This window comes from Microbulbifer agarilyticus (genome assembly GCF_019800665.1).
GTDB lineage: Bacteria > Pseudomonadota > Gammaproteobacteria > Pseudomonadales > Cellvibrionaceae > Microbulbifer > Microbulbifer agarilyticus_C.
In genome coordinates this window covers 634,796-656,048 of the sequence record NZ_JAHVKO010000001.1, presented here as the reverse complement: position 1 = coordinate 656,048, position 21,253 = coordinate 634,796, and the positions used below count along the sequence as shown (strand labels likewise).

General features: G+C 56.6%; 18 protein-coding genes. 2 read left to right on the top strand and 16 right to left on the bottom strand.

Going from position 1 to position 21,253, the window contains the following annotated elements; translation table 11 throughout:
* Positions 1-98: 98 nt before the first annotated feature.
* Positions 99-3,236 carry a TonB-dependent receptor gene (locus KUV22_RS02665; protein WP_222228136.1) on the top strand — a complete coding sequence of 1,046 codons (3,138 nt, stop codon included), beginning with the start codon at positions 99-101 and terminating at the stop codon, positions 3,234-3,236.
* Between the two features lie 112 nt (positions 3,237-3,348).
* On the opposite strand, the gene KUV22_RS02660 is transcribed toward KUV22_RS02665, so the two are convergent.
* The 16 genes from KUV22_RS02660 to KUV22_RS02585 form a co-directional block, all read right to left on the bottom strand.
* On the bottom strand, positions 3,349-5,553 hold the full coding sequence (locus tag KUV22_RS02660; protein WP_222228134.1) for a hybrid sensor histidine kinase/response regulator: 2,205 nt from the start codon (positions 5,551-5,553) through the stop codon (positions 3,349-3,351).
* A gap of 52 nt (positions 5,554-5,605) precedes the next feature.
* Positions 5,606-5,809 (bottom strand): DUF2788 domain-containing protein, encoded by a 204-nt coding sequence (locus KUV22_RS02655; RefSeq protein WP_222228132.1) that lies wholly within the window; start codon positions 5,807-5,809, stop codon positions 5,606-5,608.
* Positions 5,810-6,043: 234 nt separating this feature from the next.
* Positions 6,044-6,313 carry an acetyltransferase gene (locus tag KUV22_RS02650; protein WP_222228130.1) on the bottom strand — a complete coding sequence of 90 codons (270 nt, stop codon included), beginning with the start codon at positions 6,311-6,313 and terminating at the stop codon, positions 6,044-6,046.
* A 192-nt stretch (positions 6,314-6,505) separates the two neighbouring features.
* Positions 6,506-6,994, bottom strand: coding sequence for a type II secretion system protein GspM (gene gspM, locus KUV22_RS02645; protein WP_222228128.1), 489 nt, complete (start codon positions 6,992-6,994; stop codon positions 6,506-6,508).
* Between the two features lie 26 nt (positions 6,995-7,020).
* The gene (gene gspL, locus KUV22_RS02640) at positions 7,021-8,352 is read right to left on the bottom strand and encodes a type II secretion system protein GspL (RefSeq protein WP_222228126.1); all 1,332 of its coding nucleotides are present in this window, start codon (positions 8,350-8,352) and stop codon (positions 7,021-7,023) included.
* A complete protein-coding gene (gene gspK / locus KUV22_RS02635) occupies positions 8,353-9,399 on the bottom strand; it encodes a type II secretion system minor pseudopilin GspK (protein ID WP_261319150.1) in 1,047 nt (348 codons plus the stop codon). It abuts the gene before it with no gap.
* Positions 9,400-9,404: 5 nt separating this feature from the next.
* Positions 9,405-10,283, bottom strand: coding sequence for a type II secretion system minor pseudopilin GspJ (gene gspJ, locus KUV22_RS02630; RefSeq protein ID WP_222228122.1), 879 nt, complete (start codon positions 10,281-10,283; stop codon positions 9,405-9,407).
* A gap of 7 nt (positions 10,284-10,290) precedes the next feature.
* Positions 10,291-10,701 carry a type II secretion system minor pseudopilin GspI gene (gspI, locus tag KUV22_RS02625; RefSeq protein ID WP_261319074.1) on the bottom strand — a complete coding sequence of 137 codons (411 nt, stop codon included), beginning with the start codon at positions 10,699-10,701 and terminating at the stop codon, positions 10,291-10,293.
* The gene (locus tag KUV22_RS02620) at positions 10,691-11,290 is read right to left on the bottom strand and encodes a type II secretion system protein (protein WP_222228120.1); all 600 of its coding nucleotides are present in this window, start codon (positions 11,288-11,290) and stop codon (positions 10,691-10,693) included. The genes gspI and KUV22_RS02620 overlap by 11 nt, the downstream gene beginning before the upstream one ends.
* 20 nt (positions 11,291-11,310) lie before the next feature.
* On the bottom strand, positions 11,311-11,739 hold the full coding sequence (gene gspG, locus KUV22_RS02615) for a type II secretion system major pseudopilin GspG (RefSeq protein ID WP_077403314.1): 429 nt from the start codon (positions 11,737-11,739) through the stop codon (positions 11,311-11,313).
* A gap of 52 nt (positions 11,740-11,791) precedes the next feature.
* The gene (gspF, locus tag KUV22_RS02610; protein WP_222228118.1) at positions 11,792-13,012 is read right to left on the bottom strand and encodes a type II secretion system inner membrane protein GspF; all 1,221 of its coding nucleotides are present in this window, start codon (positions 13,010-13,012) and stop codon (positions 11,792-11,794) included.
* A gap of 1 nt (position 13,013) precedes the next feature.
* Positions 13,014-14,492 (bottom strand): type II secretion system ATPase GspE, encoded by a 1,479-nt coding sequence (gene gspE, locus KUV22_RS02605; protein ID WP_222228116.1) that lies wholly within the window; start codon positions 14,490-14,492, stop codon positions 13,014-13,016.
* Positions 14,492-16,372, bottom strand: a complete 1,881-nt coding sequence (gene gspD / locus KUV22_RS02600; RefSeq protein WP_315857495.1) for a type II secretion system secretin GspD — start codon at positions 16,370-16,372, stop codon at positions 14,492-14,494. The genes gspE and gspD overlap by 1 nt, the downstream gene beginning before the upstream one ends.
* A gap of 181 nt (positions 16,373-16,553) precedes the next feature.
* Positions 16,554-17,237: a type II secretion system protein N gene (locus KUV22_RS02595; RefSeq protein ID WP_222228113.1), complete on the bottom strand. Its 684-nt coding sequence runs from the start codon at positions 17,235-17,237 to the stop codon at positions 16,554-16,556.
* Between the two features lie 226 nt (positions 17,238-17,463).
* Complete coding sequence (locus KUV22_RS02590; RefSeq protein WP_222228112.1) at positions 17,464-18,393, bottom strand: electron transfer flavoprotein subunit alpha/FixB family protein; 930 nt, start codon at positions 18,391-18,393, stop codon at positions 17,464-17,466.
* Positions 18,393-19,142, bottom strand: coding sequence for an electron transfer flavoprotein subunit beta/FixA family protein (locus tag KUV22_RS02585; RefSeq protein ID WP_222228111.1), 750 nt, complete (start codon positions 19,140-19,142; stop codon positions 18,393-18,395). Before KUV22_RS02585 ends, KUV22_RS02590 begins: the two co-directional genes overlap by 1 nt.
* Before the next feature lie 440 nt (positions 19,143-19,582).
* On the opposite strand from KUV22_RS02585, the gene KUV22_RS02580 reads away from it, so the two are divergent.
* Positions 19,583-21,220, top strand: coding sequence for an electron transfer flavoprotein-ubiquinone oxidoreductase (locus KUV22_RS02580; RefSeq protein ID WP_315857494.1), 1,638 nt, complete (start codon positions 19,583-19,585; stop codon positions 21,218-21,220).
* Positions 21,221-21,253: the final 33 nt, after the last annotated feature.

Below are 21,253 nucleotides of genomic sequence, written 5' to 3'. Positions count from 1 at the left end.
GAGATACACAGCGTTGCGTGGCAAGTGCCGAGCATACGGCAAGCCATCACGACCAAGTACTCAGGTCAAATCAGCAACGCGAGAACTAGGAGAGTTCCATGAAACGCACACAATTCCCCATCGCAGTACTTTCCGCTGCGGTAATTTCAGCTCTGGGCCTGGCGTCACCAGCCAGCGCACAACAAACCACCTCAAGTATTCGTGGTCTGATAACGGCCGAGTCCGGAAGCCCAGTAAACGATGCAAAGATTACGATTATTCACCAGCCCTCTAATACACAAAGTGTGATTGAAAGCGGAAACTCCGGCCGCTTCAATGTATCGGGTCTGCGGGTCGGCGGCCCATACACTGTGAAGGTTGAGTCCAGCTCCGGTGAAGAGATCCTCAATGACATTTATCTGACCCTTGGCACACCGCTGGTTCTGCCGATCGATCTGGATAGCGACTCCCTTGAGGTCAATGATGTTGAAGAAGTTGTGGTGACCGCCGAAGCACAGTTCTATGAAAACCGCGGTTCCAGCAGTGTATTTGGTGAAGAACAGATCAAGTCCGCAGCCACATTCAGCCGCGACCTAAAAGAAGTGATTCGGGCCAACCCTCTGGCAGTTGTTAGCCCCGATGGCAACCAGCTCAGCATTGCCGGCACCAATCCAAAATACAATGCTCTCACCATCGACAGCGTAGGCATCAACGATACGTTTGGCCTGCAGTCAAATGGCTACCCTACGAACCGCCCGCCTATATCACTGGATGCGGTAGAGCAAATCTCAATCACCTATGCGCCGTTTAATGCGCGGGCCGGCAAGTTCGGTGGTGGCAGCATCAATGCGGTGACCAAGTCGGGCACCAACGAATATCAGGGCAGCGTATATTTCGAGAGCACCCCATGGTCGGGCACCGCGAAAGACGACCGGCTGCCAAGCGATGGTTCCGTCAATGAAATCGATATTGACACGGAACAGAAAACCTACGGCGCGACCTTTAGCGGTGCGATTATCCAAGACCAACTCTTCTTCTTTACTTCCTACGAAAAGTGGGAAGAAGAAGTGGCCTTTGACTATGACCTGAACACGCTTGCTAACCACGACGTTACGACCAGTGAACGCGATCGTGCCATTGCTATCCTGCAAAACACCTATGGGCTAACGGATGGGATTGGCGCAGCCCCCACTCCCGACAGCGATGAGAAGGTTCTGCTTAAACTGGACTGGAATATTGCCGACAACCAGCGCGCAGACTTCACCTACAGCAACCAGGAAACACGCTCTGCCCGTAACTTTACCGATAGCGACGACGCGCTAAACCTGTCTTCCAACCTGTGGACCATGGCCCAGGACACCACCTACTACACAGCGCACCTTTTCTCTGATTGGAACGACGTATACAGTACAGAGATAAATCTGTCGTACAAGGACTACGAGCAGGCTTCACTCACCAATTCAAATTGGGGTGAAATCAATATCCGTACGGAGAACGGCACCATCGTCGCCGGCGTCGATGAAAACCGGCATGCGAATGTGCTCGCCAACGAAGTCTGGAACTTTGGTGTGCATGGCACCTACTTGGCAGGTGACGTGCAATACCGGTTTGGTGCAGAGCTCGAAGACACCTGGAACTATAACCTTTATGGCCGCGATGCGCTGGGCACCTGGACATTCGACAGTCTGGATGATTTCGAGAATCGCGAGATTGCCAGTTTCGAGTACAGCAATGCCTATACCAACAACATCCAGGATATTGCGTACGACGTGAATGGCACCACCTACTCGCTGTATGGTGAAGCCACTCTCGAGCCCTTCGCCGGGTTCGAATTGGTGGCTGGACTGCGCTACGAGACCCTCAGTATCGACAGTGCGCCAAATCGGAACGAAAATTTCGAAGCAACCTATGGCTTCAGCAACACCGAAAATCTTGATGGCCGTGACATCTTCCTGCCGCGTGTAGGGTTCAACTGGACACTGCAGGACGACCTCACCTTGCGCGGTGGTGTCGGGCGTTTCAGTGGTGGTATGCCGCTGGTTTGGGTATCCAATGCCTACACCAATGACGGCAGCACCAAAGATGCAGCCTACTTCACCAGTCTGGATGCGACAGATGTAGGATTTACTCGCGTGCCTCAAGTCGCTATGGATGCCCTGGCACCCGGCGCAGGCAGCACCAACACGATTGACCCGGATTTCGAGCTACCCTCAGATTGGCGCTACCAGCTCGCCGCTGATTACGTATTCGCTGTGCCGGGACTCGGTGAAGACTTCAATTGGACCACCGAACTGACCTTTGTCGACCGCGACAATGCCGTCCACTGGCGCGACCTCTCCCGTATCGACAGTGGCCAGCGTGTCGGTGACCGCATCATCTGGGACAGTGTTTACGCTGGCACCGATGCCGAAGGCAACTACGACCTCGAACTAAGCAATGTCGATAATGGTGGCCGCAGTATTATCTGGTCAACAGCGCTGGAGAAGGCTTTCAACAACGGGCTCTCGGTCAATCTCTCCTATACAAACCAGGACATTACCGAGGTAAACCCGGGCACCAGCTCCACTGCGGAATCTAACTTCCAGTACGAAGTGGTGGAAAACCGCAATCAGCCACTTGAAGGCACGGCCTACTATGAAATTGAGCACCGCTTTGTGTTAAATCTCGGCTACCGCGCCGAATTTATCCAGGGATATGCCACTAATTTCAATTTGTTTATGGAGCGTCGTTCCGGCCGCCCGTTCTCGTGGACACTGGAGTCCTACCGTGACGATGGCTTCGGTGATCAGCCTAACTTTGATGACTCAGATGTCTACCTGGCCTACATTCCTTCCGGTGCCGATGACCCCCTCGTGGACTTTGAGAGTGGTCTCAGTTACGCGAAGATTATGGAAATGGCACGCGCGGTAGGCGTGGCTGGCAGCGCGGGCGGTTTTGTTGAAAAGTACTCCCACAATATGCCCTGGGTGACCACCATGGACCTGGCAATCAGCCAGGAAGTGCCAGGATTTATGCCCGAACACAGGGGCTTGGCCTACCTGACCATCGACAACTTTGCCAACTTGCTGAATGAAGACTGGGGCAAGGTTTACGACATCCAGTATCCACAGCAGAAACTGTTTGCCTTCGACATCAATGACCAGGGGCAGTACGCTTATGACGAGCCGTTTGGTGGTTTGGAAAGTCGAAACTTCAGTCGCTTCGAAGCCACTGAATCAACCTGGCGGGTTAAACTGGGCCTGAAATACGACTTCTAATTACACATAAATAGTCGTCAACCGCCCTAATAAAAGGCCCGTCTGAGACGGGCCTTTTTGCATGAAATTGCTTTCCAGCTAACTATTCTTTTATACCCTTAATGGAACAACGCTATTCGCCGAGCCAACGCTCCAACGTTTCCGCCAAGCTGTCTTTACTCAACGGCTTGGTAAGGAAGTCGTCCATACCAGCCGCGAGGCAACGGCCTTCAAACTGTTCTTCCGTGGTGCTGGTCAGTGCGACGATGGGCAAACGGTCATCGGGAGAATACTCGCCCTCCCAGATGCGCAGTTGCTCAATAATTTCGGCGCTGTGCGCTGTGTTCTGCTGGCAGTCGACCAGCACAAGATCAAAGTTCTGATCGGGAAGCAGCGCCAGTGCGGATTCCACGGACGGAACCACTTCCACCTGATACCCCAGAGCCTGCACCATTTCTTCGGTCACACCCTGGTGCTGGCGCGACTCTTCAATCAGCAACAAATGGTTTTTCCGATTCACTTCAGAATGGTTGCCGACCACGCGACGGCTGATCTTTTTGTGACCGCCAAACAGGCGCACAACGAGTGCATCGTGAAACTCTTTTCTGGTCACTGGGCGTGGAAGGTACTGCGCTTCCGGGTCTGCAGCGGCCAGCGGTGCAAACTCCAACTTGTGGCTATAGCCACCCAGGCACAACAGCGGGAATTTGGCCTTGTCATTCGAGATCGAATGTATGGCCTGAGTAACACCGCTTAGCAGGCGCCCATCTCCTGCCGCTGGCGCCAGCACTACCAGCTGCCCCCGCTCCATATACTGCAGCAGTTCATCCATGGGTTCGGTGCTGCCGTCATCCCACGCCTTGCAGGAAATCTCCATGCCGAAGGATTCCAGCATTTGGGTAATACCGCCGACAAACAGCCCACGCTGATGCAACAGCAACACCTCGGTATCTTGCAGGCGACGATCTGGCTGCAAATAGATACGCTGATTGGGCTCAATCTCAAATTTGATCACTACCTGGTAGCGATTCCCCTCGGGCGAGGAATGCAGCTGCAGGAAACCGCCCATGGCTTCTGCTAGCCCCTTGGCAATACTGAGCCCAAGCCCAGTGGTGACCTGGGTGGTATCCATGCGTGAAAAGGCACCAAACAGTTCCGACTCGTCGGGCAAAATCTCGCCGCGGCCGTTATCAACCAGCTTGAGGGTCAACTGCCCCTCATCGACGCCAATCTGTTCGAATGTCGCCTCTCCCCAAAGCTCGCCCGTGTCCGCGATCACGGTGGCGGAGTCCACCAGGTTGCGAATCAACTGCGCAGTCTTGCGGTTGTCCCCGGTCACCATTACCGGCAGGTCTTCGCTGATCTGGAAGTTAAACTCCAACCGCTGGCGCTGGGCCGCGCGGGCAGCGAACTTGAACGCCTTCTCCATGGTCCGCACCAGGTTGAATGGCGTGCGTCGCAGGTGAATGTCCTTGCGCGCAACCCGGGTGAACATACCCACGTTATCAACCAGCTTCAGCTGCTGGTTACAGGCATTCTTGGCCAACCGAACCCACTCTTGTTGGCGCTCTGACAGGCGGTCACCTTCCAGTAGCGCCAGGGCACCGAGAGAATCGGAGAGCTGGCTGCGGAACTCCTGCCCCACGTTGGCGAGAAACTCATTGGTAACCTCAACGGCTGCGTCTGAGTGTTTGCGCGCCTCTGCGAGATTACTGGCTTTTTGCTGAAGCGCCTGCATGGCGGCAACACGATCCCAGTAGTTCTCTGACTCGCGACGTGCCTGATGGGCCATCAGCCAGACAAAAGCCAGAGTAAGCGCACCATAGATAGCGCCCAGGATATCGGCAGTCATAAACCCCTGCAGCGCCGCAGGCACCAGAGAACCGGCCAAGAACCAAGTGAGGAATCGGTAATATGGGGAAAATACGGACGCGACACTCGCGCAGAATACGACGGTATAGAGCCACAGGAACTGGGTCGCGGGAGAAAATCCGAGCAAGAAAACGTGGCTCAGCAGGATGACACCCCACCAAACCGCACCGGCCGTAGAAGCAATAAAGTAGCGGCTGCGCCAGCGCTTGGGGCCGGTGGCATACAGGTTGTCAAAGCGGAATACGTAGTAGGCGCGGACCAGTGTCAGCAATACCAGCACGAGTGCCAGCACCAATACCAGCTTGGGTGCGGTAACACGCAGTTCCCCGATGGCTACCGCAACCGCAAATGCCAGCAGACTAAACAGCATGCCGCGGCGGCTGTATTTCGCGATGCGCGTATCCGTGTTGCGGCACACACGGCGATCTTTCTGAACCTTGAGTTCGGGGTGATCAAATAAAGGCATAAAGGTATCCGGGAAACGCTCCCTGTATCCGAAACGTCAGTAAGCTGGGCTGCTAGCCCAACCCCATGACTTCCACCAGCACGGTCTTTATCACAAAACCCAGCAAACCAAGGCCAAGCGCAGTGAACAGGATAAAGGTACCGAAACGACCCGCCTTGGACTCTTTGGCCAAATTCCACACGATAAACATCATAAAAAGAATCAGGCCGCCAATACCGACGATCAGGGAATACTCTTCAAACAGTTCGAAGCTCATGCAACCTCTTCTACACGCGATTCCCAGTACTGCCCGGGCGCTGGAAACTGTGACCAACAAAAGCGTCGGCGCAAAAATTGGCGCGTATTGTATAGGAGCTTTTGGCGCGAAACCACGAGCACACGGCGAAAATCCGCGGGTTTCCGAGGTCCACTGGTCCACCGGACCATGCCCCGCCGCAGAAGCACGCTTAGGCACTTACCGAACGGAAGCTAGCCGGCGATCGAACTGCGCTTACGCGCCTTGATAGTAGTCGCTGTCATCCGCCTTGGTGCCGCACTTAACCCGGCGGACCTCGCGGTCACGATACCGGCTATCGTGCCAGCAGCGCGGCAAGGATTCCCCGGACAGGAAGCGCAGGCGAGATTTGTCGAACACTTCCGGGTCCTGAACCTCTTCTCCCCACAGGTAGCGGCCGACGACGGTCAATTCGTATGGGTTAGCCAGCGTTACGATATCGGCAACGTCAATCAGGTGATTACCTTCGGAATGTCTCAGCAGCATGGTTGGCCCCTATTTCCTCATAATACCTTCCAGTATAGGGAGAAAACCGCGCCACGCGGGGTGCCAATCCGTAAAGATTCCGAGTCTATGTCAAAATTGAAACCCACAAAATCGTACTAAATATGGGCATACAGACCAGAAACCTTCAAGAAAAGCGAATAGATAGGCAAATCGATAGTAGACAAGGTCGAACTATCGCTCGAGAGTCAAACGTGCGGAGATCATGCCCTCTTCTGCCAGTGCGTCGACGCTGATCGAGCGAATTACGAAGCGCTGCTGCAGCAGTGTGTTCAGCCAGGGCTGCAAATCCTGATAGCGCGCCTCGTCGACCCACAGGCGAATTCGGCCATCGCCCTCCGGCTCGAAACGCTTGATGGTCACTTTGTGGTTTTTAGCGGCCGCAGTAACCCGCTGCAGTAAGGTGCCCTGCGCCTGTGATTGGCCACCGGTATTCCGTTGTACACGCTCCAGTTGCGGACGCTGCTTTTCGATCCAGGCCACCAGCTCTCGCGACGCCTCGACCTCCGCGCGTGCGCCCTCAAAGTAGGACTGCGCAGGCTTGAAGAGGCCGAATACGATGATGATGACGCCAAGAAACAATCCCAGGATGGCCAACGCACGCTGGTCGCTGGAAGGCAACGCGGTCCACTTCTGACGCCACTGTTCAATTGTCTGCTTCATAAAAATCTTTCTTTGCTACTGCGCAATCAACGCAAACGTATGCGGCCGGAAACACCATTTTCCAGCTCATTTGCCGCTAACAACTCGGCGCGGTACTGCCCCTGCCCCAGTTTGTTCACAACATTATCCAACTGGCCCAGGTTGGCGGCGCGCAATTGCAGCACCAGCTCCCCACGCCCGCCATCAAAACGCAGTGATTGCAGCTTCAAGCCAGCACTGCTTCCGCTCCCCCAGACCCCACTCAACTGCTGGAGCTGACCGGCAAATTCGCCACCCCCGCCCGACGCCTGATTGAGGTAACCGGCGACCTGGCGGCGCAAATCCGCACTCGCAGACTCACCGGGAAAGATTTCGGTAAACAGCGCGCGGGCCTGCTCATCCGCGCTATTGGCCTGCACTTTGTAATAAGTACCGGCGCCGATAAAGAATGCCAGCTGCAGGACAAAGCAGGCGGCAACGGCCATGGCGGGTTTCTTCCACCAGGGCCCCTCATCCGATTGCAGCGCCACTTGGTAGGCCCCAGTAAGGAGATTACCGGGCACTGACGGCTTCAGACGCTCCAGGAAGAGCGCTTCCGGCGCCTTTTCAAGCACTTCCACAGCGCCGAGCTGTTGCAGGGTGGCGACTTCCAATTCGGTGGCATCGCCCAGCAGGGTTAAAGTGGCACCCTCCTCTGTCGTGACCGCAGCCACGTCATCGCCACCCTCTTCCTGCGCTTGTTCGGCTGTGTCCGCCAGATGCAACAGGCTCTCGGCCACTACGCCAGCCAGAGGCCGCTGTACGGAAAGCCCGCGACCGCGTGCATCCCAGAAGTGCGCCCAGGACGGCTCCAGCCAAATGCCCGCGCCCTGCTGAAGGTTCGCCAGCAGTCGATATTCGGGGATCGCAGCCGTGACCGGCCAACCGAGCCGCTCGATCTGTGCTTTGAGCGTCGCCAGCTTCAAGCTGCCGACGGCCATGACGCTGCACAAATCGCCATCTACCGCTTCGCAGGTGAAATGCAGATCTTCGACATCTTGTGCCAACTGCTCTTCCACCATGTAACCCACTGCCTGGCTTTGACGGCGAGCCGCACGGGGCACGGATTCCAGTCCATTCCACACCCAGGACCCCGGAAGCAGGAGAACCGCGCGCTCGCCTGGCTCGAACGCAAGCTCCGCGCCCGACACAGATTGCGCTGCAGGCGTCACATCGGCAGTCGTAGCCGCTGCAGGGGGCAATTGATCCGCGCCGCCAAAGGCCTGCGCGAAATCTTCATCGATGGCCACCGACTGCCATTGCGCCTCTTGCCAGCAGTCCAGTGCTACCGCACCGGTGCCGGTCTCGCGCAACCGCAATAGTTTCACTTCATGGCTCACTTAGACCCCCAATAATTCCTGCAAAAACTGGCCGGAAAACTCGCGCCGCTGGCGCTGGATTACTTGTATTTTTCCCGTGGTGTTGTCGAGTTTCAATACCGACTCCCAATACTGGCGGTGTTCCAACCCCAACTGCACGGCAATATGTGCGACATAGTAGTTTGTACTGAAGTCCAGCTCGCCTGCACCAGTGATATCAAAAGCGGTCAGATCAGCCATCTGACTGAATACCACACCAGATTCACGCTGAGAGATCAGCCCGGCAATGTTCGCCGATGGGTACATAGCGTTCAGCAATTCGGCAGATGCGGTATTCACGTTGACGCTGGTGCCTGCCTCCGGCAGCGCGCAAAGCTCAGGTCGCAGTAGGCGCCATGTTTCCGCCTCCATACCCTGCACCGCGCGCAATTCTGAAGGGTCGGTAATCAAGGTATCCGGGGTCCGATAGGCAAGCTCCAGCCCCAGGTAGCCGGTATCCTCTGAGCCGGAGGCCAACGGGGTGTCGCCGGCATCGAGCCAATCTTCAATGGCCAGCGCGACATCGGGCTGCCCGCCCAGATTGCGCACCAAACGCTGCAGCACCTGATGCGCCGCAGTACCACCTGAACTGCCACCTGAGCTGCCGGAAGCTCCACCAGAGGAGCCACCGGAAGATCCTCCTCTGCCTCCTCCCGAACTGGATCCGCCACCAGAGCGCGGAACCGTCAGATTATTAACATTAAAGCAGGACTGTAAGTCCTTGATTAAAATGCGAATTTTTCCGTTATCAGGATTGAATTCAACCTGTTTCTGAGCCCAGAGCTCCATCAGGTTATCACTGGATTCGGATGCCGCCTGATCCTCAATAAAGTCTTTTTCCAGGGTAATAATTGCCCACGCCTCGGCCCCATGTACAAACTCGGCAAGCTGGGTATTTGCCAAAATGGCACTGGTGCGGGATATCGCCAAGCGGTTGCGGGTGACGGCATGAGTAATAGCGGCAATGGCGATAACCATCACCAGCAGCACGGTAATCAATGCCACGCCTTTCTGTCGGGAGAGGGACATCAATTTCACTGACGCTCCTCCCCTTCGCCGCCTGAATTACCGCCGGTGCCACCTGAATTACCACCGGCTCCGCCAGTGCTGCCGCCACTACTCTGGTTACCGCCATTTGACCCGCCGCCGGAAGCACCGCCCGAGCTGCCGCCAGATGCAGCATTGGACGCGTTGAATTCAGGCAGAGAAAACAGTCGACGCATTTCGCCGCCAGTGCGGGTTACCAACGTGACCTCAATCGCCTGCGGCAAGCGCAGGTCTACCGCGCCAGGTGTGGTGGCGGAAGAAACCGGTGGCCACTGGGACAGCCAGACGCGGGTATCGCGGTCAAAGTAGCGCACATTGAGCTCTACGATGTCGTCGAGCACCGGCTCAACAACGGCCTCGGAGTCGGGCCCGCGGTCCAGCACGCGCCAGCGGCTGCGCAACAACAGCACCGTGTCATCATCCTCCAGGGAGTCGAAGCGGTCATCGTCCTCTTCCGGATAACCGATGCCATAGTGCAGACGCTGGAGGTTGCCGCGAGGGTCGCCGGTGAGATTTGCTGCCCCCAGGCGCGTAAATTCGAATTCGTTGGTCACGCCTATGAAGGCCGGCTCATAGCCGCTGTACCCATTCTTTACCGGGCGCGGCGTAAACTGGCGCAGGTCATCATCCAGGCGATACATCGCCATGGAAAGTTGGCGCATCTCATCCGCGCGGGCATTCAGCACGCGATCGGTGGTAAAGAAGGTTTCGAGTAATGAATAGGAGCCGATGCCAATAATCGACACGATGACCAGCACTACCATTACTTCGATCAGCGTAAAACCACCGGCGCGGCGAGGAGTACGCTGTGGGTTACGCGGGCGGAAGCGTGGCGGCGAGTCGGGGCAAAGTTGCGAGGATTTCATCGTCCTATTACTCCGCTACCCAGGAGTCGACGGTGAGAATCGGGGGCTTTTCCGGCCAGCCTACCTGCACAATGATGTGGCGCATACGCGGCTCTTTGGTGGACTTCACCTCTGCCGAGACTTCCCACTCACGATCCCCCAGCAAGACCGTTTCGGTCTCTTTACCCAGGGGCGGCCAATCCGTACGCAGGCGAATTTCTGCCAGCATCTGCTGCGCCACAATGTTCGCGGTCAGGCGCTCTTCCAGAGCGGCCTGCTGGCGCACACTGTCCTGCAGCGTCTTCAACACACTCGCTGCAATCACGCCGAAAATCACCAGTGCCACCAGCACCTCGACCAGTGTGAAGCCCCGGGCTCTCAACATGGGTGAAATAGGCGACAAAGAACGGGCGGCCCCGCCGATACGACTAGTAGTCATCGGCCTGCCACTCCAGCTCCATGCCATACAGGCTGCTGTAGGAAATAATCGCGCCGCGCCCCACATCGCCGTTACGCATCAGCAGAAACGCCAATTCCACCGGCAATACTTCACCACTCGAAAGTGCGGCGAATTGCGGGGCTATCTCTTCGTCGTCTTGCCTGTTTGAACTTGAGGAGCTTGGGGAATAGCTGGTGGTCTGCCCATCTGCATCCGGTAATTCCGTTTGCGAAAGGACTTCAAGACGCATATTGGGCGGCAGCTCGTGCGACATAAAGCGGCTGGCATTGGCGGAACCGGGGGTTGCGGAGAAATCCACCTCCAGCCACTTGAGCGCCGAGGAATCGTAACGCACCACCCGGTAACTCGCCTCTTCGAATACCACACCGTAGTGGGCTTTATCGATCAGTGCGCGATCGGCCACCAGCTGCAACAGATTGGCAAGCCGTTGAACCTCACCGGTCCAATTGCGAGCATCTGTATTGCGCAGGGAGAGCGTCGCCATGCCCGCAAGCGAAGCGATGATGACAATCACCACCAGCAACTCGATCAGGGTAAACCCCCGCTGATGGCGGGCCGGGACGCGCATGTTAGAAATAAATCCTGAAATTAGAGCTCAGCTGCGAAAAGATCCGCAGATTCACCCTCACCGCCAGGCTTACCATCCGCACCGAGGCTAAACAGGTCATAGGCACCGGCACTTCCGGGGCTAATGTACTGGTACTCGTTGCCCCATGGGTCCTTGGGCGCCTTCTTCAGGTAAGGCTCAACCCAATTTTTCGCCTCTGGGAAACCGGACGGCTTGCTCACCAATGCGCCCAGGCCCTGATCAGAGCTTGGGTATACAAAGTTGTCCATACGGTACATATCCAGCGCGGTTGAGATCGCTCTCAGGTCCACGGTCGCCGCTTTGATACGTGCCTCACCGGTACGCCCCATGATGTTCGGCACTACCAATGCACCGAGAACACCGAGAATCACGATCACCACCATGATCTCGATCAGGGTAAAACCCTTCTGCTTACGCAAATTGCTCATTTCTCACCTCGCGTTTACAAATCTTAAATACCCGCCCTAAAGCAAGGACAGGTCACACCACTAATTGGTTCATGCTCATGATCGGCATCATGATGGCCATCACGATAAACAGAACAATACCCGCCATTAACAGCAGCATGATCGGCTCAAACAAGCTGACGAAGGCCGTCACCGCCCCCTGCAGGTCACGCTCCTGATTTTCAGCCGCACGCACCAGCATTTGGTCCAGTGTGCCAGAGGATTCACCACTGGCAATCATGTAGGTCATCATTGGCGGGAAGTATTCCACGTCTTCCAATGCTTTTCTCAGGCTGCCGCCCTCGCGTACAAATTTCTGCGCGATGAGCAGGCGCTCTTTCAAATAGTCATTGCCCATTACCCCGCTGGCAATACCCATGGCCTGCACCAGTGGTACGCTGCTGCCGGTCAGGATGGCGAGCGTACCCACGTAGCGTGCGCTCTGCCCACCACGTACCAGCCAACCGATAACCGGCATTTCCAGTAGGCGGTGATGGTAGCGGTAGCGGAAACCGGGCCGACGCAGCAATAGCAGCCAGCCAACTACCATCAAAATGATCGCCGGAGGGATCATCCAGCCCCAGGCGGAAATAAAGTCGCTGATGGAGACCAGAATACGCGTCGCCATGGGCAGAGTCTGCCCGGTACCGGTAAAGACCTCAATCACGTCTGGCACGACGTAAACCATGAGCCCGGTCACCACCAAGATACAGATCACCACCAGCACGATGGGATAGATCAGAGCCAGCTGCACCTTCTGCCGGAACTGCTGCTGACTCTCGGTGTAGTCAGCCAGTCGTTCCAGCACGCCGTCCAGGTGCCCGGAGTGTTCTCCAGCCTCAACGGTTGCGCGATAGAGCTTGGGAAAAGCGCGCGGAAAGCTCCCCAGCGCCTGCGCCAGGCTGTGACCTTCGAGCACTTTTGCCCGAATCGCCAGCACTATGCGCCGCACCTTCTGGTTGCGAGTCTGGTTTGCAATGGCACTGAGGGTTTCTTCGAGGGGAATACCGGCGCGCAACAGCGTTGCGATTTGACGGGTAAGCAGGGCCAGCGGCTTGATACCGAGGCCGGGGCTACCACTAAACAGGCTGCCCGCCGCTTGCCCGGCCGCCTCGCCAGAAGCTGCCGCCACTTCCAAAGGAATCAGCCCTTTGGCGCGCAGCTGCTGCCGTGCCGCTTTGGCGCTGTCGGCCTCCAGCGTGCCGCGATTCTTGCGGCCACCACTGTTCAGCGCTGTGTACTCGAATGCACCCATATCAGGACTCCTGGGTTACCCGCAGCACTTCTTCCAGTGAAGTTACGCCAGCCAACACCTTGGCCATACCGTCATCGCGAATACTCGGACCGAGCGTGCGCGCTTCCTGTACCAGTGCACTTTCGGAATCGCGATCGTGAATCATCTGGCGGAGCTTCTCGTTGACCGGCACCAACTCGTAGATACCGACACGCCCGAGATAGCCACTGTGGTTGCACTTCTCACAGCCGCCAGGGCGGTAGATGGTTGCGCTGGCACCCTCTTCCAGACCGAGTGCCGAGCACTCAAACGCATCTGCTTCATGGGGCTGGCGGCAATCCGGGCAAAGTACCCGTACCAGGCGCTGGGCAAGTACCCCGATCAGACTGGAAGACAGCAGGAATGGCTCGATACCCATATCCACCAGGCGAGTCACGGCGCCAAGGGCGGTATTGGTGTGCAGCGTGGAAAGCACAAGGTGACCGGTCAAACTCGCCTGAATGGCGATCTGCATGGTCTCAAGGTCACGAATCTCCCCCACCATCACCACATCCGGGTCCTGGCGGAGAATGGCGCGCAGACCGCGCGCAAAGGTCATATCGGCCTTGGTATTGACCTGGGTCTGACCAACGCCTTCCAGATTGTATTCCACCGGATCCTCTACAGTGAGGATGTTCTTTTCGCGGTGATTGATGCTGGCAAGGCCCGCATACAGGGTGGTGGTTTTACCGGAGCCCGTAGGGCCGGTAACCAGCAGGATGCCGTGGGGGCGGCTCAGCAGCTCGGTAATGACCTTGAGATCGCGCTCCGCCATCCCAAGGTGCCGCATATCCATCTTGCCCGCTTGCTTATCCAGCAGGCGCATTACCACGCGCTCGCCGGCAGAAGACGGCATGGTGGAGACACGCACATCCACTTCTCGGCCACCCATCAACAGTGAGATACGGCCGTCCTGCGGGATACGTTTCTCAGCGATATCGAGCTTCGCCATAACCTTGATACGCGACACCAGCAGCGGCGCCAGAGCGCGGCGGGGCTGCAGAACTTCGCGCAATACGCCGTCTACCCGGAAACGTACCACGAGGCGCTTTTCGAAGGTTTCAATATGAATATCCGAGGCGCCCTGCTTCAGGGACTCGGCAAAAATCGCGTTAATCAGTTTAACGATCGGTGCATCGTCTTCCTGCTCGAGCAGGTCCTCGGTCTCAGGCACCGAATCAGCGACCGCAGCCAGATCGAGATCTTCACCCAGGCTCTCGACATCGGAAAGGTTGCCCCCTTCCCGATTCTCGTATTCGCGCTGTAAAGATTGCTGAAAGGTGTCGAGATCGACCGAAGCCACGCCCAAGGGTGCTTCGCACAAGCGCTGTACCTCCGCCAGAACAGACGGATTCAAAGGCGCAACGTATTGACACACCGGCGCACCTTCTACCTCGGCCAGCAATACCTGATGCCGCTTGGCAAAGGCATATGGCAGGCGCTTAAGGGCGAGCTCCGTCATCACTTGGTGTCCTCGGGCTCCAGAGGAAACTCTTCCTGTACTTCTTCAGTGGCCGCCGCAGGCGGTAGCAAATCAGGCAGAACGTCGCCGCGATTCCAATCCCAAATGCGGCTGGTGCGATCGCGTAGGTAAAGCTGCTTTTCCTGCATATCGCGGTAACGACGACGGGTCTCCTCGTAGCCGGCAACCTGATTGCTGAGAATCTTCGGACGGATAAACACCATCAGGTTGGTCTTGTTGACTTCCTTAGCGGAGTTGCGGAACAAGCGTCCGAGGCCCGGGATATCACCCAGCAGAGGGACTTTCTGATTGATTTCGGTGACCTTGTCTTCGATCAGACCGCCAAGTACCAAGATGGCGCCATCGTCGATCAATACTTTGGTGCGGATTTCGCGCTTGCTGGTTACCAGGTCCACCGCAGGACCGGTCACCGGCAATACGTTCTCCACCTTCTGTTCGATTTCCAGGGTCACCGAGTTGTTGTTATTCACCCGCGGGATGACCTTCAGCTCGGTACCCACGTCTTCACGGGAAACGGTGTTAAATGGATCGGTGCCACTGCCCTCACGCAGCTGCTGCCCAGTCACAAACGGTACGTTCTGGCCGACCAGAATTTCCGCCTCTTCGTTGTCGAGCGCCATGACGGTCGGCGTCGACAGGATGTTGGCGTTATTTGAAGATGCCAAGGCATTCAGCGCGACGCGCACATCGGTACCACTCAGGAAACCGAGGTTAAAACCACTGCGCACCAGGTTGAGCGGGTCCAGGGAGCGCGGATTGATCGGCACACCATCCACGATAATGTTATCGGGGTCATCCGGGTCACCAATGGCCACGTCATTTTCGAAACCGGCAAATACGTTGCCTTCATCACTGGCGATCCACTTGATACCCAGTTCGTTGTCGGTGCCTTCGGTCACTTCAACAATGATCGCTTCGATCAGTACCTGTGCCCGACGCACGTCCAGCTTGGCAATAACGCCACGCATGGTTTCCAGCAATGAGGGCGGCGCGGTGAGAATCAGCGCATTCAGCTCTTCGTTGACCTGAATGCTGACTTCAACATTGGCAACCTGCTGGTCTTTTTCGGTTTTCTGAATACTGCCGCTCATGCCCTCGAGAATAGGCTTCAATTCCGCAGCGCTGGCGTATTGCACATACACCACCGCGGTGTTGCCATCACCGGAGAGCGGCTGGTCCAGGCGATAGATCACCTTTTTCAGTTGGCTGCGGGTTACCGGGTCACCGGTAAGCAGAATACTGTTGGAGCGCTCATCAACCGCGATACGCAGCGGCTGAATATCATTACCGGCCTGCTTGCCGCCGCCCTGCAGCAACTCGGTCATCACCTGTTTTACTTCTTTGGCAGAAGCGAACTCTAGGGGTACCAGTTCAATGTCGATCGCACCGGCGCGATCCAATTGGCGGATCAGACGTACGATTTGCTCGATGTTGGCCGCGCGATCCGCGACGATCAGGGTATTGGTGTCGGCATAGGCCGCCAGATGGCCGGTTTGCGGAATCAACGGGCGCAACATCGCGATTAGCTGCGCCGCGGAAATGTTCTCTACCCGCACCGTGCGCACGACCAGTGCTTCACCGGGTGCGCGGCTGCCCTCATCGACAACGGGAATGGCTTGCTGCTTGGCCAGGGAGTCCGGCACCACTTTCCAGGCATCGCCCTGCTCGATCAGGCTGAAGCCGTTGACCTGCAGCACTGACATAAATACGTCAAACGCCTGCTGGTGCGTCATAGGATCACCGGCAACCACCGTCACCTTACCTTTTACGTTCTGGTGAACAATGATGTTCTTGCCGGTAAAGTCCGCCGCCCAGTTGATCAGGTCACGAATGTCGGCATTGTCGAGAGAAAGGGTCACTCTCTCCTGCATCGACTGAGCCAGCACCGAAAAAGACAGTAAAAAACCCAAGGCGACAGCAACTAGCCGTTGGTGAAACACGCTCATCATTATGATTTTGGCTCTAATTCTTTCTTATCAAAAAAGTTTGGTCTTGAATATAAAAAGCAGGCCCCTAAACCCCACCTGCTCGAATAGATTTTTACTGGCTCGACTGTGCCGACTGGCGCTCTCGCGCCATCTCTCGCAACTGCTTTAACCGCTCGCGAATTGATTCTTGCCGGTCCCCATCAGCAGGTGCGCGATTTGCGCCAATAACCTTGGCAGCTTGCCGGGCATAGTTTTCATATTGCTTGGGAACCGTTGGACGCCCATCCGCATCCGGATACGTCAATTTTTCCATCTGGCCGTTTCTGCGCAGAATAATATGGTCAACCTCCACGGAATAGACTTCCGCCCCGCCCGGTAGCGACTGCCCAACGTAGACACGTTCGGCCGGCTTCCCCTTCTGAGCCACCAACGCACTCGCATGGTCGGCAACACTGCTACTCAAAACACCGGACAACACCAGGTTCAGCTGCGTAATCGGGATGTTGGCAAGATCAATTTCGGGCTGCGCCGTTGGCTCTACAGCGGCCACACCGAAAAATGCCGTTGGAGGTATCGAGGAAGGGTTGCTGCGCGCGGTAGAACGGGTGCTGCGTTCGGCCAAGAGGCTTTCTGCGGCCTCGCCGCCGGGGATCACCAGGTCACCATAGGCCAGCATATTGGTGGTCAGCCAGGTACCAACCACAGCAACCGTAGCCAACAGGCTGCGCTTTGCCGTACTGGCAGCAGATCCTGGATTCTGCAAAGCAGAAGATAATGTGCGCTTGACCAAAGACATGATTGAACCCGTCTCTGCTGTACCACAAACAGCGTAATTCTCGTTATTGGGCGCCTATTCTCCGGGCTTACCCGAAGAAAGGCAATCTTCCCTACAAAACAGGTTAATAAACAACCAACTGCCCCGTAAAGAAAAGTGACGCACCAGACATCTTCCGCGCATACCCTAGAATCAAAAAAGGCGGCCAGAGGCCGCCCTTTCCGGGATGGAGTATATGAACCCAATATTACAATTTGGTTTCCAACTCCGGCACCGCATCAAACAAATCTGCAACCAGACCGTAATCGGCTACAGAGAAGATTGGCGCCTCTTCATCTTTGTTGATCGCAACGATCACTTTGGAGTCTTTCATGCCAGCCAAGTGCTGGATGGCACCGGAAATACCCACGGCGATGTACAGATCCGGAGCAACGATCTTACCGGTCTGACCAACCTGCATGTCGTTCGGTACAAAGCCTGCGTCAACCGCGGCACGGGATGCACCCACAGCAGCGCCAAGTTTATCGGCTACTTTGTACAGCAATTCGAAGTTTTCACCGTTACCCATGCCGCGACCACCGGAGATCACAACACTCGCCGCGGTCAGCTCTGGGCGATCGGACTCGGCCAGCTCTTCACCCACGAACTTGGATACATGGGCGTCGTCCACGATATCAACCGCTTCGATCGCGGCGCTGCCGCCTTCGGCGGCTACAGGATCAAACGCGGTGGTACGCACGGAAGCGACCTTGATTGCGTCAGAGCTCTGAACAGTAGCGATTACGTTACCGGCATAGACCGGACGCTTGAAGGTATCCGGGCTCTCGACCGCAATGATGTCGGAGATCGGCTGTACGTCCAGCAGTGCCGCAGCGCGTGGCAGCATGTTCTTGCCGGTGGTGGTCGCAGCAGCCAGCACGTGGCTGTAGTTTTTGCCCAGGTCGGCAACCAGCTTGCCGGTATTCTCACCCAGCTGATGCTCGTAGGCCGCATTGTCGGCAACCAGCACCTTGCTGACACCTTCGACCTTGGCCGCTGCTTCTGCAACGGCACCACAGCCGCTACCAACAACCAATACGTCGATGTCACCACCAATAGCCTTGGCTGCAGCGATGGTATTCAGAGTGGCGCCTTTCAGCTCCGCATTGTCGTGTTCTGCAATTACCAGAATGCTCATCAGATTACCTTCGCCTCGCTTTTCAGTTTTTCCACCAGTTCCGCTACATCGGCAACCTTGATGCCAGCCTGACGCTCGGCCGGCGGCTCAACTTTCAGGGTTTTGGTGCGCGGGGCGATGTCCACACCGAGTTCGTCGGGGGTGGTCACATCCAGAGGCTTACGCTTGGCCTTCATGATGTTCGGCAGGGAGGCGTAACGCGGCTCATTCAGGCGCAGGTCGGTAGTCACAACCGCCGGCAGAGTCAGCTCAACGGTCTGCAGGCCGCCGTCGATCTCACGGGTTACCTTCACGGACTCGCCTTCAACGTTCACTTCGGACGCGAAGGTGCCCTGACCCATACCGGTCAGCGCAGCCAGCATCTGGCCAGTCTGGTTGTTGTCCCCGTCGATGGACTGCTTGCCCAGAATCACCAGCTGCGGCTCTTCTTTCTCAACGATGGCCTTCAGGCACTTGGCAACGGCCAGCGGCTGCAGCTCGGCATCGGTCTCAACCTGGATACCACGGTCGGCGCCCAGGGCCAGTGCGGTACGAATCTGTTCCTGGCACTGCTTGGGGCCCATGGAGACAACAACGATCTCGCTGGCTACACCCTTCTCTTTCAGGCGAACCGCTTCTTCTACCGCAATCTCACAGAAGGGGTTGATGGACATCTTGACGTTGGCAATGTCCACATCAGAACCGTCCGCCTTGGGGCGAACTTTCACGTTGTAATCGACAACGCGCTTCACAGCTACAAGAACTTTCATGAAAATCCCGTCTCAGTAGTCTACATAAAAGCCGCAATCTGCCGCCTACCATGGCGCTGACCTGCGGCGTGGCTAACTCGCGTAGCCTCGCGGCTGAGTGTTTCGCGGCTCCCCCAAAGCGCTCAAAGTGAGCGTTTTCGGGCCTTTGCGAGCCGACCTCGAGTTCAAACAGTTGTTTGACCGGGGCGTATGTTGGCCCTTTCACCAAGCAAAATCAATAGTTGAATAGTAAGCCTAGCAGTCATTCATAAGATCAATTTCAGGCCATAAACCCACACTATTCTAGACAGGCGAATACCGCTAATTACGCCACTTTTGCCAGCGGATATGAAAAGTTACGCAATTGGTGCGATTGGTCACGGACCGATATAATCGAGAAACCTAAAAGTTGCCTGTCATAATTCGGTGGGTGAATAACTAAATTAGTTGAGGAGAGACCTGTGGAACGCGAGTCAATGGAATACGACGTAGTCATCGTCGGCGCGGGCCCTGCCGGACTGGCCGCCGCGATCAAGCTACGTCAGATTAATGAAGACATCGCCGTGTGTGTGGTTGAGAAAGGTTCGGAAGTTGGTGCGCACATCCTCTCCGGCGCCGTATTTGAACCCACCGCCCTGAACGAACTGTTCCCTGACTGGAAAGAGCGCGGCGCGCCTCTGGAAACCCCGGTCGAGGGCGACGATATCTACGTACTCCGTGGCCCGGAATCCTCTATCAAGGTTCCCGGCATGCTGGTGCCCAGCACCATGCACAACGAAGGCAACTACATTATCAGCCTCGGCAACCTCACCCGCTGGCTCGCCGAACAGGCCGAAGCCCTGGGCGTTGAGATCTTCCCAGGCTTTGCCGCGGCAGAAGTCCTGTACAACGAAGATGGCTCGGTAAAAGGTATCGCAACCGGCGATATGGGCATCGGCGCCAATGGCGAGCAAAAAGACAGCTACATGCCGGGTATGGAGCTGCACGCAAAATACACCCTGTTTGCCGAAGGCTGTCGTGGACACCTGGGCAAGCAGCTAATTGCCAAATACTCTCTGGATGCAGACCGCGAACCGCAGCACTACGGCATCGGCATCAAGGAAATCTGGAAAGTCGACAGCAGCAAGCACAAGCAAGGCCTGGTTGTGCACACCGCCGGCTGGCCGCTGGATGAGTCCAACTCCTCCGGGGGTGGCTTCCTGTATCACCTGGAAGACGACCAGGTAGTAGTCGGCCTGATCACCGACCTGTCCTACAGCAACCCGCATGTCAGCCCGTTTGACGAATTCCAGCGCTACAAGCACCACCCGGTGATCAAGCAGTACCTGGAAGACGGACAGCGTGTTGCCTACGGTGCACGCGCCATCGTAAAAGGCGGCCTGCAGTCCCAGCCGAAAATGACCTTCCCGGGCGGCATGCTGATCGGCGACGACGCTGGCACCCTGAACTTCGCCAAGATCAAAGGCAATCACACCGCGATGAAGTCCGGCATGCTGGCCGCGGAATCCGTAGCAGAAGCCCTGAGCGCCGAGCGCGGCGGTGATGAGCTGACCGATTACAGCGAGCGCTACAAGAACAGCTGGGCGTGGAAAGAGCTGCACAAGCAGCGCAATTTCGGTCCGGCACAGCACAAATGGGGCAACATCCTGGGCGCAGCCTATGCGTTCGTGGACATCAACCTGTTTAAAGGCAAGCTGCCGTGGACCCTGAGCGACAGCAAGGCAGACCACGCCCAGCTGAAACCCGCCGCAGACTGCAAAAAGATCAACTATCCGAAGCCGGATGGCGTACTGAGCTTCGACAAGCTGTCGTCGGTGTTTATCTCCAACACCAACCACGTAGAAGATCAGCCTTGTCACCTGACCCTGAAGGACAGTGACATTCCGCTGAACCACAACCTGCCGATCTACGATGAGCCAGCACAGCGCTACTGCCCTGCCGGCGTATACGAAGTGGTAGAGGACGGTGACGGCAAGCGCTTCCAGATCAACGCACAGAACTGCGTACACTGTAAGACTTGTGACATTAAGGACCCCACCCAGAACATTGTGTGGGTGACTCCGGAAGGTGGCGGCGGCCCCAACTATCCGAATATGTAATTGCTGAGCAGTCAGTTTATGGGGCGCCCAATG